The 24,631-nt window shown below is 72.3% G+C and carries 19 protein-coding genes; 12 read left to right on the top strand and 7 right to left on the bottom strand.

The window, feature by feature from the left end:
- The first annotated feature begins 13 nt into the window (after window positions 1-13).
- Window positions 14-733 (top strand): HAD family hydrolase, encoded by a 720-nt coding sequence (locus N865_RS17630; RefSeq protein WP_051510916.1) that lies wholly within the window; start codon window positions 14-16, stop codon window positions 731-733.
- Here the strand turns inward: N865_RS17630 and N865_RS17625 are convergent.
- Window positions 697-4,095 (bottom strand): AfsR/SARP family transcriptional regulator, encoded by a 3,399-nt coding sequence (locus tag N865_RS17625; RefSeq protein WP_034808770.1) that lies wholly within the window; start codon window positions 4,093-4,095, stop codon window positions 697-699. The two genes, N865_RS17630 and N865_RS17625, sit on opposite strands and share 37 nt — an antisense overlap.
- Before the next feature lie 172 nt (window positions 4,096-4,267).
- On the opposite strand from N865_RS17625, the gene N865_RS17620 reads away from it, so the two are divergent.
- Window positions 4,268-4,960 carry a hemerythrin domain-containing protein gene (locus tag N865_RS17620; protein ID WP_034808768.1) on the top strand — a complete coding sequence of 231 codons (693 nt, stop codon included), beginning with the start codon at window positions 4,268-4,270 and terminating at the stop codon, window positions 4,958-4,960.
- 27 nt (window positions 4,961-4,987) lie between these two features.
- Window positions 4,988-6,424 (top strand): FAD-binding oxidoreductase, encoded by a 1,437-nt coding sequence (locus tag N865_RS17615; protein ID WP_051510913.1) that lies wholly within the window; start codon window positions 4,988-4,990, stop codon window positions 6,422-6,424.
- 95 nt (window positions 6,425-6,519) lie between these two features.
- Here the strand turns inward: N865_RS17615 and N865_RS17610 are convergent, their stop codons facing one another.
- Window positions 6,520-7,542, bottom strand: coding sequence for a hypothetical protein (locus N865_RS17610; RefSeq protein WP_034808766.1), 1,023 nt, complete (start codon window positions 7,540-7,542; stop codon window positions 6,520-6,522).
- Window positions 7,543-7,731: 189 nt separating this feature from the next.
- On the opposite strand from N865_RS17610, the gene N865_RS17605 reads away from it, so the two are divergent.
- Window positions 7,732-8,487, top strand: coding sequence for a class I SAM-dependent methyltransferase (locus tag N865_RS17605; protein WP_034808791.1), 756 nt, complete (start codon window positions 7,732-7,734; stop codon window positions 8,485-8,487).
- 89 nt (window positions 8,488-8,576) lie between these two features.
- Here the strand turns inward: N865_RS17605 and N865_RS17600 are convergent, their stop codons facing one another.
- Window positions 8,577-9,581, bottom strand: coding sequence for an AraC family transcriptional regulator (locus N865_RS17600; RefSeq protein ID WP_034808764.1), 1,005 nt, complete (start codon window positions 9,579-9,581; stop codon window positions 8,577-8,579).
- A gap of 115 nt (window positions 9,582-9,696) precedes the next feature.
- Here N865_RS17600 and N865_RS17595 point away from each other — a divergent pair, with 115 nt between their 5' ends.
- From N865_RS17595 to N865_RS17565, 7 genes are all read left to right on the top strand, one after another.
- Window positions 9,697-10,719: a TauD/TfdA family dioxygenase gene (locus tag N865_RS17595; RefSeq protein WP_084328345.1), complete on the top strand. Its 1,023-nt coding sequence runs from the start codon at window positions 9,697-9,699 to the stop codon at window positions 10,717-10,719.
- A 131-nt stretch (window positions 10,720-10,850) separates the two neighbouring features.
- A complete protein-coding gene (locus tag N865_RS17590) occupies window positions 10,851-11,837 on the top strand; it encodes a quinone oxidoreductase family protein (RefSeq protein WP_034808789.1) in 987 nt (328 codons plus the stop codon).
- Between the two features lie 66 nt (window positions 11,838-11,903).
- Window positions 11,904-12,815 carry a TauD/TfdA dioxygenase family protein gene (locus N865_RS17585; protein WP_034808762.1) on the top strand — a complete coding sequence of 304 codons (912 nt, stop codon included), beginning with the start codon at window positions 11,904-11,906 and terminating at the stop codon, window positions 12,813-12,815.
- A gap of 34 nt (window positions 12,816-12,849) precedes the next feature.
- The gene (locus N865_RS17580) at window positions 12,850-13,902 is read left to right on the top strand and encodes a BKACE family enzyme (protein WP_034808760.1); all 1,053 of its coding nucleotides are present in this window, start codon (window positions 12,850-12,852) and stop codon (window positions 13,900-13,902) included.
- 166 nt (window positions 13,903-14,068) lie between these two features.
- On the top strand, window positions 14,069-15,388 hold the full coding sequence (locus tag N865_RS17575; protein WP_084328344.1) for an MFS transporter: 1,320 nt from the start codon (window positions 14,069-14,071) through the stop codon (window positions 15,386-15,388).
- Window positions 15,389-15,415: 27 nt separating this feature from the next.
- Window positions 15,416-16,063 carry an RBBP9/YdeN family alpha/beta hydrolase gene (locus N865_RS17570; protein WP_245603827.1) on the top strand — a complete coding sequence of 216 codons (648 nt, stop codon included), beginning with the start codon at window positions 15,416-15,418 and terminating at the stop codon, window positions 16,061-16,063.
- A 25-nt stretch (window positions 16,064-16,088) separates the two neighbouring features.
- Window positions 16,089-17,120, top strand: a complete 1,032-nt coding sequence (locus N865_RS17565; RefSeq protein WP_051510908.1) for a YeiH family protein — start codon at window positions 16,089-16,091, stop codon at window positions 17,118-17,120.
- A 141-nt stretch (window positions 17,121-17,261) separates the two neighbouring features.
- Here the strand turns inward: N865_RS17565 and N865_RS17560 are convergent, their stop codons facing one another.
- Genes N865_RS17560 through gabT form a run of 4 tightly spaced genes read right to left on the bottom strand, consistent with a single transcriptional unit; the run spans window position 17,262 to window position 22,715 of the window.
- Entirely contained in the window at window positions 17,262-18,449 is a 1,188-nt protein-coding gene (locus N865_RS17560; RefSeq protein WP_034808757.1) for an acyl-CoA dehydrogenase family protein, read from the bottom strand.
- Window positions 18,446-19,672: a CaiB/BaiF CoA transferase family protein gene (locus N865_RS17555; protein WP_051510905.1), complete on the bottom strand. Its 1,227-nt coding sequence runs from the start codon at window positions 19,670-19,672 to the stop codon at window positions 18,446-18,448. Before N865_RS17555 ends, N865_RS17560 begins: the two co-directional genes overlap by 4 nt.
- Window positions 19,669-21,294 (bottom strand): aldehyde dehydrogenase family protein, encoded by a 1,626-nt coding sequence (locus N865_RS17550; RefSeq protein ID WP_245603826.1) that lies wholly within the window; start codon window positions 21,292-21,294, stop codon window positions 19,669-19,671. The genes N865_RS17555 and N865_RS17550 overlap by 4 nt, the downstream gene beginning before the upstream one ends.
- Complete coding sequence (gabT, locus tag N865_RS17545; RefSeq protein WP_084328343.1) at window positions 21,291-22,715, bottom strand: 4-aminobutyrate--2-oxoglutarate transaminase; 1,425 nt, start codon at window positions 22,713-22,715, stop codon at window positions 21,291-21,293. Before gabT ends, N865_RS17550 begins: the two co-directional genes overlap by 4 nt.
- Before the next feature lie 178 nt (window positions 22,716-22,893).
- Between gabT and N865_RS17540 the strand changes: the two genes are divergently transcribed.
- A complete protein-coding gene (locus tag N865_RS17540; protein ID WP_034808755.1) occupies window positions 22,894-24,432 on the top strand; it encodes a PucR family transcriptional regulator in 1,539 nt (512 codons plus the stop codon).
- Window positions 24,433-24,631: the final 199 nt, after the last annotated feature.

Below are 24,631 nucleotides of genomic sequence, written 5' to 3'. Positions count from 1 at the left end.
CTAGCCTTCCGTCGTGACCCAGACCGCCCCGGCGCCCTTCGACGGCGTCCTGTTCGACTTCCACCTGACGCTCATCGACCAGGGCAGCGGCCGGGACTGGATCGAGACGGCCTGGCGTCGTCTCGACCGCGATGGGAGCCCGGCGGCGACCCTGGGCAGCGAGCGGGCCGCCGAGCTCGCCGACTGGCTCGACCGCATCTGGGAGCACGCGCGTGAGATCGACCCCGACAGCCGGCGTGACCTCGGCCCGGACCACCACCGTCAGGTCTACGACGACGTCGTCAAGGGCGTCCCGGAGATCGACGAGGAGCTCGCCGCGAGCCTCTACGAGACGATGGTCGAGTCGTGGATCCCCTTCGACGACGCGGTGCCGGTGCTCCGGAGCCTCCACGCGCACGGCCTGAAGATCGCGGTCGTCTCGAACATCGGCATCGACATCCGGCCAGTCCTCGACCGGGCCGGCCTGAGCGACCTTGTCGACGCCGTCGTGATGTCCTACGAAGCGGGGGTCGTCAAGCCGGAGTCGGCCATCTTCGAGCGCGCCCTCGAGCTCATCGACGTGCGGCCCGAGCGGGCGCTCATGGTGGGCGACAGCTGGCAGGACGACGCAGGAGCAGCCCGCCTCGGGATCCGGACCCTCATCCTCCCGCGGACGACGGGCTCCAGCCACGGGCTCGAGCTCGTGCTCCGCCTTGTTCAGCCCGTCGGCGACCAGGACTCGCCGCGGGCCTGACCGAGCACCTGCTCGCTCGCCGTCTCCCACTCGCGCCAGCCGAGCCGCCGGTGCAGGTCGAGCGCCTGCTCGGCGTGGGCGCGGGAAACATCTGGCTGGCCCGAGGCGAGCGCCGTGACGGCGAGGGCATGTTCCACACTCCCGGCGAACGTGGCGGCCATGGCTCCGTCAGCGATCCGGTCGGCATACGCCAGGAGAGTCACGTGGAGCTCGGCCGCCGCCTCTGCGTCCCCGAGCTCGGACCACAGCAGCGCCCGGAGGACGGTCCCCGTCAGCCAGAGGTAGTCGAAGGGCAGCTCGGGCTGCTCTTGCCACGGCCCGACCAGCTCGCGCACGTCCGAAGCCCTGCCCGATCGGGTCAAGCACAGCAGGGGCAGCGCGTCGAGCGCGGGATGGACGCGCCCGTCCGCCGAGAGGTCGTATGCCGCTTCCGCCTCCCCCCGCACGAGCAGCGAGGTCGCGCGCACGAGCGCTCCCATGCCCGCTCCGGCCATGAAGAGGGACCGCTGGACCGACTCGCCGGCGAGGAGCGAGGTCTCGCACGCCTCGTGGTCGCCGGCCGCCAGGGCGAGGACCGCCTGGCCGTAGTGGATGGCCATGAGGGCTGGGGCGACGTGGTGACGGGTGGCGATCGGCAGCGCCCGACGCAGGTCGGCCAGGGCGGCGTCCGGGCGGGCGAAGGTCGAGTGGCTGAGGGCGCGCTTGGTCAGGGCCACCGCGAGGGATGGTTCGTCCCCTTGGCGCGCGGTCAGCGCGACGAGCTCGTCGGCGGCTGCGAGCCGGCGACCGGCGAGGTCGGGACGACGCAGCGGGTTGAGGACGATGTGGAGGACGTCGCAGAGGGCCGTCAGGTCGCCGCTGCGCCGGGCGAGCGCCATGGACTCCTCGACCCAGCTGCCGCACCGGCCGCCCGGCGGGTCGTGCATGGTCTCGACGGACAGGGCGGCGAGGCACCGGGCCCGCAGCCCGAGCTCGCTCCCTGGGAGCGCGTCGAGCACCCGCAGCCAGAGCGCGATCGCCTCCTCGTCGGCGACGTGCGCCGTGCGCCAGCTCCACATGACCTGCTCGGTGACGACGAGCAGGGCCCGGGCCGCCGCCACGGCGTCCCCCTCGGCCAGGTGCGAGCGCGCGACGGACTGCAACGGGTCCCACGCCGAGGCGATCCGGCCGCTCCGTCGCAGCGCGGTGCCTCGGGCCAGCTCGAGCTGGCGCCGCTCCGCGGGCTGGCACAGCGGGTCCGACGCCTGCAGCTGGGCCGCGACGGTCAGCAACCGGGCCGAGTCGTCGTGCGCCCCGGACCGGGCAGCGAGCTCGGCCGCCCGCTGGGTGTGCAGCCAGGCTGGCCTGACCTGCGCCGGACCGGCCAGGCGGTAGTGCTCTGCCACGCTCGCGACGTGCTGGTCGAGGTGGCCGGCCCGCAGCCGCTCGAGGGCGATGGCCGCCTCGGCGTGCCAGCGTCGGCGCGTGAGCGGCGCGATGTCGCTGTAGAGCGCGTCTCGGACGAGCGCATGGGTGAACTCCAGCCGCCCCGCCCCGGTCTCGGCCAGCAGCCCGGCCGCGATGGACTCGTCGAGCGCCTGGTCCAGGGCCTCCAGCGGCGCGTCCCACATGGCCTCGAGCACGTCGAGGTCGACGTGGCGACCGAGGACCGAGGCCATCGCCAGGGCACGCCCGACCGACGCGGCCAGTGAGCCCACCCGGTGTCGGACCGTGTCGCGCACGCCGTGAGGGACGGAGGTCCATGCCTCGTGCGTGACGTCGGTCAGGGCGCCCTGGGTCGACAGGTAGCGGGCGAGCTCGATGACGTAGAAGGGGTTGCCCGCCGCGCGTTCGTGGAGGAGGGCCGTCTGCTCCTCGTCCACGGCCAGCCCGAGGAGGTCGGTGACGAGGTCGCGCACCTCCGGGACACCCAGGCCCTCGAGGGACACCCGCTCGACGCCGGAGCGCGCGAGCGCGGCCATCGTCGCCTGGGCCGGCGAGTCCTCGGCCAGCCCGTCGCGCGAGGTGACGACGAGGAGGACGGGCAACGAGCCGGCCAGGTCCGCCATGCGCACGAGCAGCCGCTGGCTGTCGGCGTCGGCCCACTGGATGTCGTCGAGAACGAGACACGTGGGCTGCTCGGCGAGCGCCGTGGCGATGTCCTCGGCGAGCCGGAAGACGACCGATGCGCTGTCGGGGCCCGGGGTGACCCCGTGGGCGAGGTCGCCGTGCCCGAGACCCGCGAGCGCGGTCGTCCAGCCCCACAGCGGCGGGCACCCGTCGGGATCCCACGTCCCCGTGCTGACGCGGAGTCCCGCGGCCTCGGCCTGCTGGGCGACCGCGGCACAGAGGCGCGTCTTCCCGATGCCGGGCTCACCGACGACGAGCAGCACGCGGCCGGAGCCGGATGCCGCCGAGGCGACGAGCGTGTCGGTCGCAGCAAGGACCTCGCGTCGCCCGGCGAGCGACGAGCCGGGGTCGGGCGCCGGTAGCGGGACGACCTCGACGCGGACCGAGTCGACCGGTGCCGAGGCGGCGGCTGCCGAGTCGACGGCTGCCGAACCGGAAGCCGTCGAATCCGTCTGTGCCGCAGCGCGGCCCGCGCCGAGCGTGAGGGAGCGGTCCCTCGGGAGCAGGCTCGCGTCCTGGCGGAGCACGGCGGCCTCGAGCTCGCGCAGCTCCTCGCCAGGGTCGATCCCGAGCTCGTCGGCGAGGTGGTCGCGCACGCGCCGGAGGGCCGCGAGCGCCTCGGCCTGCCGGCCGGAGGCATAGAGCGCGCGGACGAGCAGGGCGCTCAACCCCTCCCGCGTGGGGTGCTCGTCGGCGAGGGCGGACAGGGGCGGGATGGCCTCGTCCGCCCGGCCCTGCTCGATCCGGCCGAGCCACAGCCGCTCGGTCGCCTGCAACCGCAGCTCGTCGAGCCGGGTGGCCTCCGAGAGCAGCAGCGGGACGTCGTGCAGGCCGGGGTAGGCCGGACCCCGGTAGAGGGCCAGGGCCTGGACGAGCAGGGGCTCGGCCGCCCTGCCGGGCCCAGCAGCGGCGCGTCCGAGAAGGTCCTCGAATGCCCAGGCGTCGACGGCATCGCGAGGGAGCTCGACGGCATACCCTGCCGGGCGCGTCACGAGGAGCCGGGCCGGGGCGCGGGCGTCGCGGTCGGGCTCCAGCGCCCGGCGCAGCCGGGCCACGTGGACCTGCAGCGTGGCGAGGACGTTGGGTGGCGGGGCCTCGCCCCACAGCTGGTCGATGATCCGCTCGGTGGAGACCGAGCGTCCCTCCGCGGCGAGCAGGACCCCGAGCAGCGCGCGCGGTAGCCGGCCCCCGAGTGCGGCCGGCTCTCCGGAGGTGGCCGCCATCTCGAGATCTCCGAAGACACGCGCACGCACGCCTCGATCCTACGGAGCGGCCCGCGACGCCGTCCGCGTTTTCCGGGGGTGCGCGAGCGTCGCCCGGACGGGCGCAAGTGGCCTGTAAGGGCGTCGTAGGCGCGGGCCGGGAGCGTGGTCGACACAGAGATCCGACCACCGACCACCGACCACCGACCCAGGAGGACCCGTCATGACCGCCTCTGCGACCGCGTTGACCGACACGCGGGAGATGCTCATCGTCCACTCGCTCTTCCGCCGGGAGCTGCGGCTCGCCGGCAGCCTCGTCCGGGGCGTCCAGCCGGGCGACACCCGTAGCGCCCAGGTGGCGGGCGACCACCTCGCCCTCGTCGAGCACGTCCTGCACCACCACCACACCACCGAGGACGAGCTGCTCTGGCCGCTTCTCACCGAGCGGGTCGCCGACGAGCTCCACCCCGTCGTCGGCCTCATGGAGTCGCAGCACACCCGCGTCGACCGGCTCCTCGAGGAGATCGCGCAGGCGCGGCCGGTCTGGGCCGCGGCGCCGACCAGGGCCGCCGGCGAGGCGCTCGCGGACCGCTACGACGAGCTGTATGCCGGCCTCGTCGAGCACCTCGACGCCGAGGAGACGCGCGTGCTGCCGCTCGTCTCCCGCTGCATCACCCCGGCCGAGTGGGCGCGCCTCAGCAAGGCGGGCCAGGACAGCGTGCCGCGCAAGCACCGGACGCTCGTGGTCGGGATGCTCCTGCACGACTCGGGACCGGAGGGGGAGGCCCTGCTCTTCGGTTCGGCGCCTGCCCCCGTCCGCGCGATCGTCCCCCGCCTCGGCCGGCGCGCCTACCGGCAGCACGCCCTGCGTGTCTACGGCTCGCTGCCGCCCGTCACCTCGACCGACCTCTCCTGAATCTCCCCAGACCGTAAGGACACTCACATGAGCTCCATCACCACCATCCGTCAGACGTCCGAGGAGCAGCAGCCCCTGGACGAGTCCAGCGCGGCGTCGGCCCTGCCCTGGGTCGAGCTGGCCGACCGGCTGAAGGGCGCCCTGCTCACTCCCGCGCACCCCGAGTGGGAGGCCGCCCGGATGCCGTGGACGGTCAACGTCGACCAGCGTCCGGCCGCGATCGCGCTCTGCGCCGACGTCGAGGACGTCGTGACCGCCGTCCGCTGGGCAGGGGAGCACGGCATCAGCGTGACCGCCCAGCCCAGCGGGCACTCTGCTCGACGGACGCTCGACGGCACGCTGCTGCTGCGCACCCGGGGCCTGGACGGCATACACGTCGATCTGGAGCGCCGGGTCGCCCGGGTCGGGGCCGGGACGAAGTTCGGCGAGCTGCTCGCGGCGCTCGACGGCACCGGGCTCGCTCCGCTCGTCGGCAGCAACCCCGACCCGAGCGTCGTCGGCTTCACCCTCGGCGGCGGGATCAGCTGGCTCAGCCGCAAGCACGGGTTCACCGCCAACAGCGTCCTCTCGCTCGACGTCGTCGACGCCGACGGGAGTGCCCGCCGGGTCGACGCCGAGAGCGACCCCGACCTCTTCTGGGCCCTGCGCGGTGGCGGGGGCGACTTCGCCATCGTCACGGGGATGGAGCTCAGGCTGTATGCCGCTGACGACCTCTACGGGGGCCGTCTCCTCTGGCCCGTCCACCACGCGGGGGCCGTGCTGCGGGCGTTCCGGGACCTCGCGCTCATGGCACCACGCGACCTCAGCGTCTGGGCGCACATCATGCACTTCCCGCCACTGCCGGAGCTGCCCGAGCCGATCCGCGGTCGGTCCTTCGTCACCGTGGCCGCCCTGTGCCTCGGCGGCGAGCACCTCGGCGAGGCGCTCCTGTGGCGCCTGCGCGAGTCGGCCCCGGTCGAGCTGGACCTCATGGGGCCGGTCTCGATCGCCGGGATCGGCGACGTCGCCGACGAGCCGACCGAGCCGATGCCGATCCTCGAGCACGCGATGCTCCTGGAAGCGCTCGACGACGAGGCCATCGACGCCCTCGTCGCCGCCACCTCTGACAGCGCCACCTGTCCGCTGATGATCGTGCAGGTCCGCGGCCTCGGGGGCGCCTTCGCCGACCGGCCCGCAGACGGCGGCGCGGTGTGCGCCGTCGACGCGCCGTTCGGGCTGTGGGCAGCAGGGGTCCCGGCGACTCCCGAGCTGGCGTCGGCGATCCCCGGTGCCTTCGACGATCTCGATGCGGCGCTCGGCCGGCTCGCCACGGGCCGCCGGATGCCCAACCTCTCCGGCGAGGGGCAGCCGGACTCCGCGGGCTACGACCCGGACACGCTGGCCAGGCTGCAGGAGATCAAGCGCGCCCGCGACCCCCGCGGCGTGATCAGGAGCAACAAGCCCGTCCTCGGTCCGACCCCCTGACCCCCGCCTCCCCCCCCTGAACCCACCTCCCGGTTCGATGTATTGGGGCGTCGTATCCGACGCCCGGATACATCGAACCGGGAGGGCTCTTTGGGTCAGGCGTAGGCGTCGCCGGTCTCGTGGGGGTGCGTGCGTCGGAGGCGGCGCAGGAAGGCCCCGGAGGGGGCGTTGTCGCCGGCGGCGAGCGTGCGGCTCAGCTTGACGGTGGCGGGTCCGCTGCGGTGCAGGGCGTCGGCGATGTGGGCCTCGACGCGGGCCTCGTCCGAGGGCACCCCGGAGTAGAGCTGCGTCTGGAGGCCCGAGAGGTACTGCCAGATGGACATCGCGCCCAGGTTGTTGAGGGCGTCCATGACGGCGAAGCGGTGCTTGCCCGTGCCGACCACGGCGAACGTGAGGCTGCGGGTCTGCGTGTCGAGCACGCGCAGCCAGATGTTCGAGCCGTCGAGGATGTGGAGCTCGCGCGTCGCGGGGTTGATGAGGTCGACGACAAAGCGACCCCCCTCGAGGGCATACCGCTCGTGCCGCGTGATGAGCACGATCGAGCTGAGGCCGAGGAGGACGTCCTCGCCGGCGAGGGTCGCCTGCTGCTCCCACTGCGTGCGCTGGTGGGCGCGGACCTGCGGGTCGTCCCTCAGCTGTCGCAGGAGGCGGCCGTGCCTGGCGCCGGCCCGCACTTGCTCGCGCAGCCGCTCGATGGTGCCGGGCGGTAGCTCGAGCGCGCCCCGCGTGAAGGCCCGGACGCACAGCCGCATGGAGTTCTTCGGGTTGGCGTCGACGTAGGCCGCCGCATCCTCGGTGATCGGCAGGTGCGCGCTCCGGTAGAGGTAGAGGTGTCCCCGTGACGCGAGTGCCTCCGACTGGGCGTTGTCCACGTGAAGCGGGGTCTCCGTCGCGTGTGTCACGAGATGGAGGGCGAACGCCCGGAGCTGGTCGGAGGTGATCGCGTGCAGGCCCTGGGACGGGGTGTCCAGACCGTCGCCAAGCAGGTCGAGACCGCTGCGCTCGAGCTCGTCGGGCCGTGCGGGGTCGAGGGTATGCCGCTCGATCCCGTTCGCCCGCCCCTGCCGGTCGGCTGCGCTGTTGACGGCTCGAAGGGTGAGGCCCAGCAGCTGGTTCACCGCATGGCTCCTGACATGTGTGGATGCCCCGAGTGGCCGGAGCGTAACCCCCGAGCAGGGGTGGTCGCGGGCCTTTGGGCGAGATCGTGATGCTCCGGCGCGAGCGCGCGGCGGTGGCGGCGGCGCTAGCCTGCGAGCAGTCCTGCGACAGCGGGACGGTCGCGACCGAGCGGAGGCGCTATGGGGCAGATGGCAGAGCCGATGGAGGACGAGTTCGGCACCATGGCGCGCTGGACCGGTGAGGCGATCGCGGCGCTCGGGCCCGATCACGCCGTCCCGGCCGCCTGCCGGGGGAGCGGCACGCCGGCGGTGCTCGACTGGCTCCTGGGGCGCCTCGACCCGACCCCCGCCACGCGCGTGCTCGACCTGGGCGCCGGTCTCGGTGGCCCAGCGGCATACGCGCAGGAGCGTCTCGGCGTGCGGGCGGTCTGCTTCGACCCCATGCGCGCGGCGTCCGGGATCGCCTCCTCGGTCTTCCGCCTTCCCGCCGTCGTCGGCGACGCGGCGCGGCTGCCGTTCGCGGACGCCTCCTTCGACGCGGCGTGGTCGCTCGGGACGCTGTGCACGACCGAGCAGAAGGCCCAGTGGCTCGCCGAGCTGCGACGCGTCCTGCGCGACGACGCCCTCCTGGGCCTGCTCGTCGTCGTCGGCACCCCGGACGGCTTCACGACGCCGTGGGGCAACGCCTTCCCCTCAGACGACGAGCTGGCCGAGCTCCTGGCCGGAGCCGGGTTCGCGATCACCGAGCGGGAGTGGTCGGCGCAGCTCCCCGACGCCGACGAGCGCTGGCAGGCGCTCGAGCGCGGGGTGGACGACGCCATCGCGAAGGAGCACGGCGTGGACCCGCGCTACAGCGGGGTGAAGGAGCAGGAGTCACGGATGGGTGAGCTCCTCGAAGCGGGCCGGATCCGCGGCGAGCTCCTCGTCGCTCGCGTATGCCGCTGAGCCGGCGACCCGGCCACCCGCGGTCCACGCGTGTCCGGGGGACCTGGCCCGGCGGCATACGGGACAGCGTGGCCGACTCGGACCGGGGGTCAGGCGCGGCTCGTGGAGCGCCAGGCACTGGGACTCATCCCGAACTGCTGATGGAACCACCGGGTGAAGGCGCTCGGGGCCGTGAAGCCGAGCAGGTGGCAGATGTCGGTCATGGAGTATCGATCATTTGCCAGGTAGTGCTCGGCGAGACCGGCGCGCGTCGAGTGCAGGAGCGAGCTGAACGACACCCCCTCGTCCGCGAGGTGTCGGTGAAGCGTCCGCCGGTCGACACCGAGGGTCCGGGCGATGTGGTCCATCGTGCACCTGCCGAGAGGCAGCAGGAACTCCATGAGCTCCTGGACCCGCTCTCTGGAGGTCGTCGCGCGCGGCGAGACGACCGACTCCAGGAACCGCTGGGCGTAGGGCCTCATCAACGGATCGGCCAGCGGGTTGGCAGCGCTCAGGTCGCGGGCATAGATCACCAGCCCCGTGAAGTCGTGCTCGAACTGCAGGCTGGCTCCGAAGACGCGGTCGTAGGCCTCCAGGTCCGCGGGGGCACGGCTCTGGAAACAGCAGGCCAAGGGTCGCCAGTGGGGCCCCACGCATTCACGGACGATGCCGTGCAGCGCGGCAGCACCCAGGGTGAGCGCCTGGTCCGAGGGGACGGGCTCGCCGAACTCGAACCACAGGCGGACCGTGGCAATCTCGCCCGTCTCGTCCAGGCGCATGCGCAGCGCCTCGTTGTAGCTGTGCTCGTAGCGCATGAGGAGCCGGAGGGCGCTGCGCAGGTCGGGCTCCTCGCGCAGGACGACGCTGAGCGGGCCGAGTGTGGAGAGCCTGCGCTCCTCCGCTAGCCTGACCGAGAAGTCCGTCCGGCCCGAGGCGGTCGCCGAGACGTCGAGGAGACGGGCCACGGCCGCTGCCGGGATCCACTTGTCGGGAACGGCGAGATCGGCCGGCTCGATGCCGACCTTGCGCATGAGGGTGGGGCCGTCGAGCCCCAGCGACCGGGCGAGCCCGAGGTAGCCGTTGAGCGTCGCGGAGCGGACGAACGGACGGGTCATGGCATGTCCACCGCCTGTCCTGAATGGCTAAGGGACTTGTCCACTTAGGTAAAGCACGGGCCGTTTCGTGAACCTACCTTGTTGGGAAGCACTCCAGCAACCACAAGGACGTGGCATGCCTGCACCGATCACCCGTACGGGGACTCCCCCGGCCCCTGCAGACCAGTTGGCGGCCTGGCACTCGCCCGCTGCTGCGGTAACCCGCGACCGAGTCATCGTCCTCACCGACGCCGACGTCGCCGAGGTGCTCGCGGCCCGTGATGCTGTGCGCCGAGCCTCGCTGCCGCTGCTCGGCGTCAGGCGTGCGGACTTCCCCCTGCCGGCTCTCGGTGCCCGGCTCGCCCGGCTCGCCGAGGAGCTCGAGGGTGGTCACGGCCACGCCGTGGTCCGCGGCATACCGCTGCAGCTCCTCTCCGAGGCCGACGAGCGGCTCGTCCTCTGGGGACTCGGCCGTCACGTCGGCATCGCCGTCTCGCAGGACCCCCTCGGTCGGCTGATCCGACCGGCTGACACGAGCCGCACCGACTTCCACAGCGGTGGTTCCGACGTCACTGCGCTGCTCGTTCGCGACGAGGGCCGAACCATCAGCCTGACCGGCGCCGGACGGGTCGTCGACGAGATCGTCCTGTCACGCCCCGAGCTGGCCATGCGCCTGTTCGACGCCTTCCACCACGACCGAGGCGGTGAGGAGGAGCCGCGGGAGAAGCCCTACCGTTCGGTGCCGCTGGCCTGCCGACACGACGGACGGCTGAGCCTGAGGTACGACCGGCGGGCGATCGAGAGCGGGCAACGCTTCAGCCTCGTACCCCGCCTCGCCGGGGCCGATGTCGCGCTCCTCGACCTCATCGACGAGACGGCTGCCGCCCCTGCCTGGCGCCACGACCTCCACCTCCAAGCCGGCGACCTGCTTCTCATCAACAACTACGAGGTCCTGCACCGGCACGGAGGATCCCGGGGTGCTGCGGTCCCGGAGCCGCTCCGGCTCTGGATCACGCTGCGCCATGGCCGGCTCCTCCCGACGAGCTTCACCTGGCCGACCCCGGCATACGGGGAGACCGGAGGACGGGGCGGCATCGCCCCCCGCGACGTCGTCGACCGGACTCACGGCCGCACCGCGCACCCCGATATCCGCCGCTGAATCCCGGTCCCTGCCGACCCCGGCCCCTGCTGACCCTGCCGCTGCCGACCCCTCGGTCGGAGTGCCGGCCCCAACCACACCCGACGAACGGCGATACGCCCGTGTCGCGCGACAACCAGGAGAAGAACCACATGGCGAAAGGCATTCGCTTCTACGAGGCCGGTGGGCCAGAGGTCATGCAGTGGGAGTCGATCGAGGTCGGCGACCCCGGACCAGGCCAGGTGCGCCTGCGGCACCTGGCGGTCGGACTGAACTTCGCCGACACGTACTTCCGTAGCGGCCTCTACCCGGCGATGCTCCCGGCGGGCATGGGCGTCGAGGGAGCAGGCGTCGTCGAGGCCGTCGGCGCTGGCGTCACCGACTTCGCCGAGGGCGACCGTGTCACCTACACCGGCAGCCCGCTGGGTGCTTACAGCACCGAACGGGTCATCTCGGCAGAGCACCTCATCAAGCTTCCGAACACGATTGCCTTCGACACCGCCGCCGCCATGACCATGCGCGGACTCACGACGTCGTACCTCCTCCGTCGCATCGCCCCGCTGAAGGCCGGCGACACCGTGCTGCTCCATGCCGCCGCGGGCGGCGTGGGCCTGATCTTCACGCAGTGGGCCCGTCTGCTCGGCATCACGGTCATCGGCAGCGTCTCCAGCGACGCGAAGGCGGCCGTCGCACGGGCTCACGGGTGCGAGCACACGATCGTCTACACCCGCGAGGACGTCGCGACCCGCGTGCGCGAGATCACGGACGGTGCGGGCGTGCCGGTCGTCTACGACAGCATCGGCCAGTCGACCTACCAGAGCTCCATCGACTCGCTGGCGCGCCGCGGTCTCCTGGTCTGCTTCGGCACTGCGTCGGGACAGGTCCCGCCGATCAACGCCATGGAGCTCGCGATGAAGGGATCGCTCTACGTGACGCGGCCCGCCCTGGCCGACTACATCGCGGACCCGGACGAGCGCGCGGCGCTCGCAGGCGAGCTGTTCGACCACGTCGGCGCCGGACGGATCAGCGTGGAGATCAACCAGCGCTACTCCCTCGACGATGCCGTCCGGGCCCACCGCGACCTCGAGGCCGGCGTCAGCATCGGCTCGTCGGTCTTCGACCTGGAGTCGGCCGTCTAGGCCGCCACACCCACCCAGGCCGCCCACTCCCCACCGTCACGACCCCGGCACACCCAGGAGATCACCATGACCGACACGATCGACCGCACCCCGGTGCCGGCGGGCGCCGCTCTGCGCCGCTCGAGCGCCATCGAGGTCCACCGGCTCACCACCTTCATCGGCGCCGAGCTGCGCAACGTCAGCCTGGCCGACGCAGCGAACGATCCTGCGGTGTTCGCGCAGATCAGGGACCTGCTCCTGCGGCACAAGGTCCTGTTCTTCCGCGACCAGGACATCAGCCGCGCCGACCACGTCAAGCTCGCCGAGCGGTTCGGTCCGCTCGAGGACCACCCCGTCGCCGGGAGCGACCCGGAGCACCCGGGCCTCGTGCGCATCTACAAGGACCTCGACAGCAGGCCGGAGCACTACGAGAACGCGTTCCACTGCGACGCGACCTGGCGCGAGGCCCCGCCCATGGGATCCGTGCTCCGGTGCGTGGAGGGCCCCGCCGTCGGCGGCGACACCATCTGGGTGGACATGGTCGAGGCCTACCGTCGCCTCCCCGAGCACATCAAGGTCCAGATCGCCGGCCTGCGGGCGCGGCACAGCATCGAGGCGACCTTCGGGGCCGCGATGCCCATCGAGAAGCGCCTCGCGCTCAAGGAGACGTTCCCCGACGCGGAGCACCCGGTCGTGCGGACGCACCCGGAGACCGGCGAGAAGGTCCTGTTCGTCAACGCGTTCACGACGCACTTCACGAACTTCCACACCCCCGAGAACGTGCGCTACGGGTTCGACTACACCCCCGGCGGCAGCGAGCTGCTGAGCTACCTGATCCGTCAGGCGTCCGTGCCCGAGTACCAGGTCCGGTGGCGGTGGACGAAGAACAGCTTTGCGATCTGGGACAACCGCTGCACCCAGCACTATGCCGTCCAGGACTACTGGCCGGACGTCCGAAAGATGGAGCGCGCCGGGATCGTCGGCGACAAGACCTTCTGACCCCCAACCCCGCCAACAATCCAAGGAGACATCCATGCACTTCCACGACGACGCCCTCTTCCCCGAGGTCCAGGAGAAGCTGGTCATCACCGTCGCGCCGTACGGCCCCGAGTGGGAGCCCGACGACTTCCGCGAGGACCTCCCGCTGACGATGGACGAGCACGTCCAGGCCGCGGTCGACTGCTACGAGGCCGGCGCCACCGTTCTGCACATCCACGTCCGTGAGCTCGACGGCAAGGGCTCCAAGCGGCTCTCGAAGTTCAACGAGCTCCTCGCCCGGCTCCGCGAGGCCGTGCCGGACATGATCCTGCAGGTCGGCGGGTCGATCTCCTTCGCCCCTGAGGGCGAGGGTGCCGAGGCCAAGTGGCTCAGCGACGATGCCCGGCACATGCTGGCCGAGCTCGACCCCAAGCCCGACCAGGTCACCATCGCCATCAACACCAGCCAGATGAACATCGTCGAGCTGATGACCGACGATGACATCGCCGGGACCTCCATCGCTCGGCCCGAGATCTACGAGGCCTACCGCGAGATGTTCGTCCCGGCCGGCCCCGGCTGGGTCGTTGAGCACCTCAAGCGCCTGCGCGCCAACGGCATCCAGCCGCACTTCCAGCTCTCGAGCATCCCGCAGCTGGAGACCGTCGAGCGGCTCATCCGGCGCGGCCACTACATGGGCCCGCTCAACCTCACGTGGGTCGCGATCGGCGGCGGCTTCGACGGCCCCAACCCGTACAACATGATGGAGTTCATCAAGCGCACCCCCGACGGCGCCATCCTCACGCTCGAGACGCTCATGCGCAGCGTGCTGCCCGTCAACACGATGGCCACCGCCATGGGTCTGCACACGCGCTGCGGCAACGAGGACACCATCTGGTCCAAGCCCGGACAGAAGATCACCTCGGTTCAGCAGGTCGAGCAGGTCGTGCGCATCGCCCGCGAGCTCGGCCGCGAGGTGGCCGACGGCAAGGAAGCCCGCGACATCTACCGCATCGGCCAGACCTACGACAGCGTCGACGAGACCCTCGCTCGCCTGGGCTACGCCCCCAACCGCAAGGCCGGGGAGCTCGGCTTCACCTTCCACGCCTGAGACCACCGGTCACACGCGCCCAGCTCTTGGGGCGCGGGGAGCTTCCCCGCGCCCCAGGTATGCCGCGGACAACGAGGTCCGCGGTCCGAACCGTCACCCTGGAGCCACCTTGACTGCCACGCCACCCGTCGCGCCACCGAAGCCGCGACCGTCCACCTCCGCGACGATGACCCGGTCACGGGTCTTCCCGGTCGCCGTGTTCGTCCTCACCTTCGGGCTGCTCCTGTCCGACTACATGTCGCGCCAAGTGCTCAGCGCCGTCTTCCCGTTCCTCAAGGTCGAGTGGGTCCTCACCGACACCCAGCTCGGCTCGCTCACGAGCATCGTGGCGCTCACCGTGGGGCTGCTCGCGGTCCCGCTGTCGCTGCTCGGCGACCGTTGGGGACGCTCCAAGGCCATCATCCTGATGGGAGCCCTGTGGAGCCTGGCGACCTTGGGATGCGCGATCGCGGCCAACTACGAGCAGATGATGCTCGCCCGCTTCTTCATCGGTCTGGGTGAAGCGGCCTATGGCAGCGTCGGCCTCGCCGTCGTCCTCATGGTCTTCTCGCCGAGGAGTCGTGCCTCCCTCACCGGCGCCTTCATGGCCGGTGGCTCGTTCGGCTCCGTGCTCGGCGTCTTCCTCGGCGGGATCCTCGCGGTGCAGCTCGGATGGCGCTGGTCCTTTGGTGTCATGGCGGTGCTCGGCATCGTGTTCGTCCTGCTCTACGCGATCATGGTCAATGACGGCCGGCTCGCCGGTCACCAGCACCCCGGGAACCGGGGACCCGAGGCGGCCGACGGCACTGTCGACAGCACGGCCGAGCGGGCCAAGCTGCGCGCTCTCGTGTCGACCCCCTCGGTGATCAGCGCCTACGTGGGCAGCGGACTCCAGCTCTTCATGGCCGGCGCCCTGTTCGCCTGGCTCCCCAGCTACCTCAACCGTGCATACCACCTGCGCCCGGACAAGGCGGGGATCGCGGCCGCTGGCTTCATCCTGCTCATGGGCGTCGGCATGATCGTCTGCGGCGTCGTCACCGACCGGCTCACGAAGCACGTCGCCATCCGCAAGTGGACGGCCGCCATCGTCTTCACCGCGATCTCGTTCGTCGCGCTGACGGTCGGCTTCACGCAGGAGTCGGGCGGCCTCCAGCTGGTGCTCATCGCCGTGGGCGCCTTCTTCACGGGCGGGACCACCGGGCCCGCGGGTGCGATGGTCGCCAACCTGACTCCCGCCTCGATCCGCGCCACCGCCTTCGGCACGCTCACCCTGGCCAACAACCTCCTCGGTCTGGCCGCTGGCCCACTCGTCGTCGGCGCCATCGCGGACAGAGTCGGTCTCGTCGACGCGATGAAGGTCGCGCCACTGGTGTCCGTCATCGCGATCATCGCCCTCCTCATCGGGCGTCGGGCCTACCCGAGCAGCCTGGGTCGCGTCGCCAGGGTCGACACCGTCGAGAACGACACCCTCGAGAACGACACCGTCGCAGCCGTCGGCTCCGACTGATCCACTTCCCCTGAAAGGAGTCCCGGCATGATGCCCCGGGAAACACACCACACGCTCGTCATCGTGCCGGGACTCCGCGGGGACGTGGGGGACCACTGGCAGTCCAGACTCGCCGCCAAGCGGCCCGATGCCGTCGTCGTTCCATCGTTCGGCCGTGACAAGCGTGATCTGGCCGGGCGGGTCGCCGACCTCGACACGGTGATCCGGGACGCGGTCTCCCCGGTCACGATCGTGGCCCACAGCGCCGGGGTGCTCACCACCGTGCACTGGGCCCGACAGCACGAGCTGCCGGTCCGGGGTGCGCTCCTGGCCACGCCGCCCGGCCTGGCCAAGCCCCTGCCCCCGGAGTACCCCACGCTGCGAGAGCTCGAGGAGTCCGGCTGGCTTCCGCTGCCACGAGCCCGGCTGCCCTTCCCCAGCATCGTCGCGGCGAGCACGAACGACCCGTTGGGGGACTTCGAGAACGTCCGCGGCCTCGCCCAGGCCTGGGGCAGCCGCTTCATCGACGTGGGACCGGTCGGCCACCTGAATCCCGCGTCGGGATATGGCGACTGGCCGGGAGCCGAAGCCCTCCTCCATGTCCTGAGCGGCATGTCGACGACGGCCGCGGACAGCCCGGACGATCCGGCCACCCGGGCAAGACTCTCACGCGTGAGCTCGCGGGCCAGTGACTGATCTCGCCGACCGCTCGCGTCCCCCGATGACCGTCTCCGAGACCGTCCAGACCGCGCCTGCCGGGGGGACGCGATGGCGCGACCGCGCCGTCGTCAGCGCCGTCCTCGTAACGGGCCTCGGTGGAGCACTGCTCGCTCACCAGCTCGTGCCGGCCGTCGGTGTGCTCACGTGGGCGATCGGCCTCGGTGTTCTCGCCGCCAACACCGGCATGCTGCCGAGGAGCGGTGTCGGGCCGCTGGCCCTGGTGACGAAGAAGCTCCTGCGCGTGGGGATCGTCCTGCTCGGCTTCTCGGTCTCGTTCGGCTCGATCGCTGCGCTCGGCCTGCCGATCATCGCGGTCGTCGCAGTGAGTCTCGTCGCAACCCTCGTGGTGACGACCTGGGTCGGTCGGAGGATGGGGCTCAGCCCCGCGAGGAGCCTCCTCATCGGCACGGGCACGGCGATCTGCGGCGCCTCGGCCATCGCGGCGATGGAGGAGACGGCGGAGGCGGACGAGGAGGACGTGACGGTCGCCATCGCGATGGTGACCCTGTTCGGGACGATCCTGCTCGTGCTCCTGCCGCTGCTGCGCGGCCCCGTGGGACTCACCGATGAGCAGTTCGGTGTCTGGGCGGGGGCAAGCGTCCACGAGGTCGGGCAGGTGGTCGCCGCCGCCAGCCCGGCCGGCGCCGCCGTCGTCGCCATCGCCGTCGTCGTCAAGCTCACCCGCGTCGTCATGCTCGCGCCGGTCGTGGCCGCGGTCAGCGTCGTCCAGCGGATGCGCTCGTCGGCCCGGTCGAGCGAGGGTGGGCGGGCGCCCGTCGTGCCGCTCTTCGTGCTCGGGTTCCTCGCGTGCGTCGCGCTCCGCAGCACGGGCCTGGTGCCTCAGTCGGCTCTCGGCTGGATCACCCAGATCCAGGTCGCCGCCCTCGGCGCCGCTCTGTTCGGCATGGGCTGCAGCGTGAAGATCGCATCGCTGGCGAAGCGGAGCGGCAGCGTCATGGTGGTCTCCGCCGTGGGCACCCTCTTCGTCGGTGGCGTCACCCTGGCCGGCATCCTCCTGGTCTCCCACCTGTAGAAGGACCAACGGACGAGACGAATGGACAAGGCCGCCTGGTGAGGTCGCTCTACCGAGCCGGTGCGCGCTGCGTGCCAGCACGAAGACCCGGACCACAGGGTCCGGGTCTTCGGCTCTGGCATCACGTGTGCTGAGGCAAGGTCAGCGGAAGGCGGACTGCCCGGTGATCGCCTGTCCGAGGATGAGGGTGTGCATCTCGACCGTGCCCTCGTAGGTCAACACCGACTCGAGGTTGTTCATGTGCCTGATGACCGGGTACTCGAGCGAGATCCCGTTGGCGCCGAGGATGGTCCGCGAGGTCCGGCAGATTTCGAGCGACTCGCGCACGTTGTTGAGCTTGCCGAGGCTGACCTGCTCGGGCCGGAGCGTGCCGGCGTCCTTGCGGCGGCCGAGGTGCAGCGCGAGGAGCAGACCCTTGGTGTACTCCAGCGACATGTCGACGAGCTTGGCCTGGGTCAGCTGGAACCCGGAGATCGGCCTGCCGAACTGGGTGCGCTCACCGGCATACGTCAGGGCTGCCTGCAGGGAGGAGCGGGCGGCGCCCAACGCGCCCCAGACGATGCCGAAGCGCGCCTCGTTGAGGCAGCTGAGGGGGCCCTTCAGGCCGCGCACCTCGGGCAGGACCGCGCCGGCGGGAAGCCGGACGGCGTCGAGCACGAGCTCGCTCGTGACCGAGGCGCGCAGTGACTGCTTGTGCTTGATCTCGGGGGCCGAGAACCCCGGCGTCGTGGTCGGCACGACGAAGCCGCGGATGCCGTCATCGGTCTGGGCCCAGACGACCGCGACGTCGGCGATGGAGCCGTTGGTGATCCACATCTTGCGACCGTCGAGGACCCAGTCGTCGCCGTCGCGGCGCGCGCGGGTGCGCATGCTGCCGGGGTCGGAGCCGATGTCGGGCTCGGTCAGGCCGAAGCAGCCGATGGCCTCGCCGGCCGCCATCCGGGGGAGCCACTCGGTCTTCTGCTCCTCCGAGCCCCAGCGCCAGATCGCGAACATCGCGAGAGAGCCCTGGACGGAGACGAGCGAGCGGATCCCGGAGTCGGAGGCCTCGAGCTCGAGGCAGGCGAGGCCGTACTCGGTGGCGCTCATGCCGGCACACCCGTAGCCGTCGAGGTGCATGCCGAGGACACCGAGCGCGCCGAGCTCCTTGGCCAGGCCGCGGACGTCGTCGATCGTGCCGCGTTCGAACCAGTCGGCGACGTAGGGGTCGACCCGCTGGGCGCACAGCTGACGTACGGAGTCCCGCACCGCCTTCTCGTCGGCGCTGAGCAGGTCGTCGATCCCGGCAGGGTCGTTGGGGTCGAAGGGGGGCGGGGTGCTGGTCTTCATTCGGAGTGCTCCATTTCGTGGCGGCCGGTGGCGGAGGGGTGGGACGGTGGCGGGCTCGCGATCAGCTGCCTGATCTCGCGGTCGTGCTCGCCGACGGCGGGTGGGGGTGTGGCCCGACGGACCGGGCTGCGGGAGTAGGTCACCGGGTGGCGGATCTGGTCGGGGTGGCCGCGTCCGACGGGAACGGTGGGCTCGAGCCCGAGGGTGCGGGCCAGCTCGATGCCGGAGCCGATGTCTCCGACCGTGCCGGCGGGCACACCGGCCGCGGCCAGGCGCGTGCTCCATGCCTCTGCGTCGTCGGACGCGAGCGCCGTCTCGAGCACGCACACGAGCTCGGACCGGTGGGCGACGCGTTGCGGGTTCGTCGCGAAGCGGGCGTCCGCCGCGAGCTCGGGGCGGCCCAGCGTCTGGGCGAGCCTGGCGAACTGGCCGTCGTTGCCGCACGCGACCGCGAGCAACCCGTCGCGGCAGTGGAGGGTCTCGTAGGGGGCGATGGACGGGTGCGCGTTGCCGAGGCGGCCGGGGCTGCGCCCGGTGCTGAGGTAGGAGGCCGCCTGGTTGGCGAGCGACCCCAGCAGCGACGAGAGGAGGTCGACCTCGACGTGCTGCCCGAGCCCGGTCCGGGATCGCTCGGTCACGGCGGCGAGGATGCCGATGACGGCGTCCTTGCCGGTGAGCACGTCGACGAGGGCGACCCCGGCCTTCGTCGGCTCTCCCGCCGCGTCGCCGGTGATGCTCATGAGGCCGCCCACCGCCTGGACGAGGAAGTCGTAGCCGGGCATGGCGGAGCCGGCCCGGCTGCCGAACCCGGTGATGGAGCAGTAGACGAGGCCGGGGTTGAGCTCGCTGAGGTCGTCGTAGCCGAGGCCGAAGCGGGAGAGCGCCCCCGACTTGTGGTTCTCGACGAGGATGTCGGCCCGAGCCGCGAGCTCGCGTGCCACCGCGAGGTCGGCGGGGTCCGTGAGGTCGAGCGCGATGCTGCGCTTCGACCGGTTCACGCACTCGAAGTAGGCGCTCGACGACTCGGTCCAGGGCGGACCCCACTGCCGCGTGTCGTCGCCGGCGCCGGGGCGCTCCACCTTTACGACGTCGGCGCCGAGGTCGGCCAGGGTCATCGTTGCGAGCGGGCCGGCCAGGACCCTGCTGAAGTCGGCGACGAGCAGCCCCGCGAGCGGGCCGTCCGCTGGCGACCCGGCGCCGGGCCGGCCGTTCTCGCTCGTCATGATGACGGCCCCCGGCCGGAGGCCGCGGTCTCGTCCACGTCCGGCACCAGCACCATCCGGCCGTCGACGCGTCGCGGCAGCCTCCACGGGTTGGCGGCCTGCAGCGCCGGCGGCAGGGTGTGGTGGGGCGTGTTCTGGAACGCGACGGGTCGCGTGAAGCGGTCGAGCGCGGCCGCACCCACCGACGTGGCGCCCGGCGCCGAGGTCGCCGGCCAGGGGCCGCCGTGCTGCTGGGCCCACGTCCAGGCCACCCCCGTGGGCCACTCGTCGACCGCGACCCGCCCGGCCAGGCCGGCCAGCCGAGCGATTAGCCCGGGCGTCTCGGGGTCGTCCGCCCCGGAGGTCATGATGCTCGCGGCCAGTGCGCCCTGCAGCTCGCCGAGCGCGTGGTCCAGCTCTTTGTCGTCGGCGTACTCGGCGACCACGAGCACGGGCCCGAAGCACTCCTCGAGCAGCCGGCTGCCGCGCGTCAGCGCCGCGACCGGTGCGCTCAGCACGGTGGGGCGGGCGCCCCAGCCGGTGGCAGGCGCCGGCACCTCGGAGACGACCGTCGCCCCGGCAGCGGTGAGCTCGGCGACGCCGGTCGTGGCGGCCGCTGCGATGTCCCCGGTCAGGTGCCAGGCCGAGGGCGCGGCCGCTTCCAGCGCGGCGCCGATCCGGGCAGCGGCCTTCGAGCCCGCGGGCGCGAGGAGCAGCCCGGGCTTGGTGCAGAACTGGCCCGCGCCGAGCGTGAAGGAGGCGACCGCGCCGGCGGCGATGGCATCGAGACGGACCACGGCCGCTCGGGTGACGACGACGGGGTTGACGGTCCCCATCTCGGCGAACACCGGGATGACGACCTCCCGCTCGTTGGCGAGCCGCCAGAGGGCGAGGCCACCGCGCTGCGACCCCGTGAAGGCCACCGCGGCCGTATGCCGTGACGTGACGAGCGTCGTACCGGCCGCGAAGCCCGCGACGAGCGCGAAGGTCCCGGCGGGGGCTCCGGCGGCCGCGAGCGCCGCGGCGGCGACCTCGGCGAGCCGGGCCGAGAGCTGCGGGTGGGCGGGGTGGGCCTTGGCGACGACAGGGCAGCCGGCGGCGAGCGCCGACGCGGTGTCGTTGCCGAGGACACCGAAGCCGAAGGGGAAGTTGCTCGCGCCGAAGACGGCGACGGGTCCGAGCGGCACCTGGACCCGGGCGAGGTCGGGAGACGTCGCGGTCCGGCCGTCGATCGTGGCGCGCAGGTAGGAGCCCTCCTCGGCGACGTCGGCGTAGAACCGCAGCTGCGCGGCCGCGCGGGCGAGCTCGGACTGCAGCCGGGGCAGGCCGAGGGCGGTCTCGCGGTCGGCAATGGTGACGAGCTCGCTTGCGACGTCGGGCTGCTCGATGGCCTCCGCCACTGCGCGGAGCCACTCGGCGCGCTGCCCGGGCGCCACCGACGCGACGACCCGCGCGGCCGCAGCGGCTGCCGCGAGCGTCGCCTCGACCTGCTCGGCCGAGGTCGTCGGGGTCTCGCCGACGGGGGTGCCGGTCCGTGGGTCCCAGCTGATCTCCATCGTCCCGGTGGGCGCACCGCTGGCTGGGCTCGCGACCGGCACGGAGACTGACTCGGAGACCGGCGGGGCGGCGCTCGTCGAGGTCATGCCCCGGCCTCCGCCGACTGCACGGCGTGCTCGCGGACCGCTTGCTCGATCACGTCGAGGGCGTCCGCGAGCAGCTCCGGCTCGATGACGAGCGGCGGGAGGAGCCGGATGACGTTGGAGAACGTGCCGCACACCAGGGTGATGACGCCCTCGGCGTGGCAGTGGGCGGCGATCGCCTTGGCGGCCGCCGCATCGGGCTCGGTCGTGCCCGGCTTGACGAGCTCCATGGCGAGCATGGCGCCGCGTCCGCGGACGTCCCCGATGATGCCGGTCTGCGCGGCGAGGGCCTGGAGCCGGGGAAGCACCTGGTGCTCGATGTCCCGCGCCCGCCCGGCGAGGTCGTCGCGCTCGATGATCTCGATGGCGGCGAGGGCGGCCGCGCAGGCGACGGGGTTGCCGGCATACGTGCCGCCGATGGAGCCGGGCGGGACCGCGTTCATGAGCTCGGCGCGACCGGTGACCGCGCTGAGCGGCATACCCCCTGCGAGCGCCTTGGCGGTCGTGATGAGGTCGGGCACGATCCCTTCGTGCTCGGACGCGAACATGCGGCCGGTGCGGCCGAAGCCGGTCTGGATCTCGTCGGCGATGAAGACGATGCCGTGCCTGCGGGCGAACTCCGCGACGCCGGGGAGGAAGCCCGGAGACGGGACGATGAACCCGCCCTCACCCTGGATCGGCTCGGCGACGATGGCGGCCACCCGGTCGGCTCCGATCTGGGTGAGGACGATCTCCTCGAGCCGGGCGAGGGCGTCCTCAGTGGCGCGCTCGGGTCCACCCGGGGCGCGGAAGGGGTAGGCCATGGGGGCGCGGTACACCTCCGGCGCGTAGGGGCCGAAGCCGGCCTTGTAGGGGACGTGCTTCGCGGTCATCGTCATGGTGAGCAGGGTGCGACCGTGGTAGGCGTGGTCGAGCACGACGACGGCCTCTCGGCCGGTCGCGGTCCGGGCGATCTTGATCGCGTTCTCGACCGCCTCGGCGCCCGTCGTGAAGAGCGCGGTCCGCTTCTCGTGGTCGCCCGGGGTGAGCCGGTTGAGGGCCGCGGCGACGTCGACGAAGCCGTCGTACTCGGTGACCATGAAGCAGGTGTGGGTGAAGCGGGCCGCCTGCTCGGCGACGGCGGCCACCACCTCGGGGGCCGAGGCGCCGACGCTCGTGACGGCGATGCCGGACGCGAGGTCGATGAGCTGGTTGCCATCGACGTCGAGGACGATCGCACCGGAGGCCTGTTCGACGAAGACCGGAAGGGTGACGCCGAAACCTCCCGACACCTCGGCCTCGCGGCGGCGCTGCAGCTCGACCGAACGCGGTCCGGGGATCTGTGTCTGGAGCAGCCGCCGTTGGACCAGCGGCTCCGGCGCGGGGAGCGCTGAGGGCACGGGGAGCGAGGTCTGTGCAACGGGCGGGGCGATCGTGTCGGTCATGGCTTCCTCAGTTCTGTGGCGCATCGGCCGGGATCGTCGGTGCGTGGACGAGCCGGGGGAGCGGCAGGGGGCTCTGTCGTCGATCGTAGGAAGCCCGCACGGCCCAGCCCATGGACGAACTGGCGAAGATACGATGGCCTGACTGTCCATTTCGTCGAACCTGCCCCGGAGCTTTCACATGCCTGTCCCGCTCGACTGGCTCCTCGCGCAGCCCGCGCTGGGGCTGCGCCTCCTCGCGGGGTCGTCGGACGGGGTCGAGGTGGAGTGGGCTCACGCCATCGAGCTCGTCGACCCGTCACCCTGGCTCGCCGGCGGCGAGCTCATCCTCACGACCGGCCTGCGTATGCCGCGCAGCGTGGCCGAGCAGGCCGCCTACGTCGACCGGCTCGCGGCCCACGGGACCGCCGGGCTGGCGTTCGGGGTGGGAATCCGCTGGGCCGAGGTGCCACGGGGCCTCGTCGACCGGTGCTCGGCCGTCGGCCTGCCGTTGCTCGAGGTGCCGCTGCCGACCCCCTTCATCGCGATCACCCAGGCCGTGGCGCAGCGGGTGGCCGACGACCGCGAGCGCGGGCTGCAGCGAGTCGTCCGCCTCCAGCAGTCCCTGACGCGGACGACCTTGCGAGAAGGCGTGCCGGGCCTGGTGAGGGCACTGGCCAAGGCGCTCGATGCCGCGGTCGTCGTGGTCGACGACGCCGGTGGCCTCGTTGCTCGGTCTTCGGGCGCGACCGCGCTGGTCGGACTCGTCCGCAGCGTCGTCACGGCGACGATTCATCCGGCGAAGGCGCTGCTGCTCGACGTGCCCGACGACCCGGGGCTCGAGCTGCACGCCCTGGCCGGTCGAGCGGGGCGTGAGGGCTGGCTCGCGGTGCGCGGGCTGGACCGGTCTGTGCCGGAGTCGCGCATCGTCCTCAACCATGCGATCTCCCTGGCGACCCTCAGTCTCGACGAGCCGACCGAGCTGAGGGACGCACGGGCGGAGCTGGGCGCGGCCGCGCTGGGGCTCGTGCTCGACTCGCCCGGCAGCGTCCCGGTCTCCAGCCTGCTGACGCGCTTCGGGTTCGGTGCGGTTGACGAGCTCGTCGTGCTCTTCGTGGACGCCGAGGGGTGGACGTCCGAGGGCGGCGTCGCCGCCGGCACTGCGGCCACGTCGCCTGCCATCTCGGCGTGGCTCGAGGGGATCCCGCACCTGGCTGCGCGACGTCATGGCGGCCTGGCCGTGGCGGTCCCGTCGAGGGCGGCGGAGCCTGCCGTCCATGCCGTGACGACGAACCTCACGGGCCGGCTCGCGGACGCCGTCGTCGGGGTGAGCGACCCGGTGCCGGCGCACTCCGCCGCGGACGCCCTGGCCGCAGCCCGCCGCGCCGCCACAGCCGCCCGTGGCGTCGGGATCAACGTGGGTCGGGCGCGCGACCTCGCCCTCGAGGGGGTGCTCGCCGATCCCGAGCTCCGGCTGCGCCTGGGCGAGCTGACCCGGCCGGTCCTCGACCGGCTTTGTGCCGACCCCGCGGCGACCGAGCAGGACCTCGTACGGACGCTGACGGCATACCTCGACCACGAGGGGTCGTGGGAGCGAGCCTCGCGCGCGCTCGGGGTCCACCGGCATACGCTGCGCAACCGGATCGCGAAGGTCGAGGCGCTGACCGGCCTGTCCCTCCAGGTGCCCGGCAACCGGCTCGTCCTGTCGCTCGCCCTGGCGACGATGGACGCCTCCGGCTGACCCGGCCCAGTCCGCCTCGGCCCCGCCCCGGCCCGGTGAACGCGGTGTTCGTTCACGAACTCGGTGCTATGCCGCTGAGTTCGTGAACGAACGCTGCGTTCAGCTGGCAAAGGGGGTATGCCGCTGGGTCGGGCCGTTCACGTCCGAGCCGCGTCCTCGTCCTCCTCGTCCTCCTCGTCCTCTTCCTCCTCTTCCTCCT

It is taken from the genome of Intrasporangium oryzae NRRL B-24470, from assembly GCF_000576595.1.
Lineage (GTDB): Bacteria > Actinomycetota > Actinomycetes > Actinomycetales > Dermatophilaceae > Intrasporangium_C > Intrasporangium_C oryzae.
Note: the sequence above shows the minus strand (reverse complement) of the source record. Positions and strands in the feature narration are given on the sequence as shown.

What these genes read in the sequence shown, in the direction of transcription:
- N865_RS17575 (WP_084328344.1), top strand. Translation starts at nt 14,069, where the DNA reads ATGACCCGGTCACGGGTCTTCCCGGTCGCCGTGTTCGTCCTCACCTTC.
- N865_RS17560 (WP_034808757.1), bottom strand. Translation starts at nt 18,449, where the DNA reads ATGAAGACCAGCACCCCGCCCCCCTTCGACCCCAACGACCCTGCCGGG.
- N865_RS17550 (WP_245603826.1), bottom strand. Translation starts at nt 21,294, where the DNA reads ATGACCTCGACGAGCGCCGCCCCGCCGGTCTCCGAGTCAGTCTCCGTG.
- N865_RS17585 (WP_034808762.1), top strand. Translation starts at nt 11,904, where the DNA reads ATGACCGACACGATCGACCGCACCCCGGTGCCGGCGGGCGCCGCTCTG.
- N865_RS17570 (WP_245603827.1), top strand. Translation starts at nt 15,416, where the DNA reads ATGATGCCCCGGGAAACACACCACACGCTCGTCATCGTGCCGGGACTC.
- N865_RS17600 (WP_034808764.1), bottom strand. Translation starts at nt 9,581, where the DNA reads ATGACCCGTCCGTTCGTCCGCTCCGCGACGCTCAACGGCTACCTCGGG.
- N865_RS17595 (WP_084328345.1), top strand. Translation starts at nt 9,697, where the DNA reads ATGCCTGCACCGATCACCCGTACGGGGACTCCCCCGGCCCCTGCAGAC.
- N865_RS17555 (WP_051510905.1), bottom strand. Translation starts at nt 19,672, where the DNA reads ATGACGAGCGAGAACGGCCGGCCCGGCGCCGGGTCGCCAGCGGACGGC.
- gabT (WP_084328343.1), bottom strand. Translation starts at nt 22,715, where the DNA reads ATGACCGACACGATCGCCCCGCCCGTTGCACAGACCTCGCTCCCCGTG.
- N865_RS17590 (WP_034808789.1), top strand. Translation starts at nt 10,851, where the DNA reads ATGGCGAAAGGCATTCGCTTCTACGAGGCCGGTGGGCCAGAGGTCATG.
- N865_RS17565 (WP_051510908.1), top strand. Translation starts at nt 16,089, where the DNA reads ATGACCGTCTCCGAGACCGTCCAGACCGCGCCTGCCGGGGGGACGCGA.
- N865_RS17540 (WP_034808755.1), top strand. Translation starts at nt 22,894, where the DNA reads ATGCCTGTCCCGCTCGACTGGCTCCTCGCGCAGCCCGCGCTGGGGCTG.
- N865_RS17620 (WP_034808768.1), top strand. Translation starts at nt 4,268, where the DNA reads ATGACCGCCTCTGCGACCGCGTTGACCGACACGCGGGAGATGCTCATC.
- N865_RS17605 (WP_034808791.1), top strand. Translation starts at nt 7,732, where the DNA reads ATGGCAGAGCCGATGGAGGACGAGTTCGGCACCATGGCGCGCTGGACC.
- N865_RS17580 (WP_034808760.1), top strand. Translation starts at nt 12,850, where the DNA reads ATGCACTTCCACGACGACGCCCTCTTCCCCGAGGTCCAGGAGAAGCTG.
- N865_RS17615 (WP_051510913.1), top strand. Translation starts at nt 4,988, where the DNA reads ATGAGCTCCATCACCACCATCCGTCAGACGTCCGAGGAGCAGCAGCCC.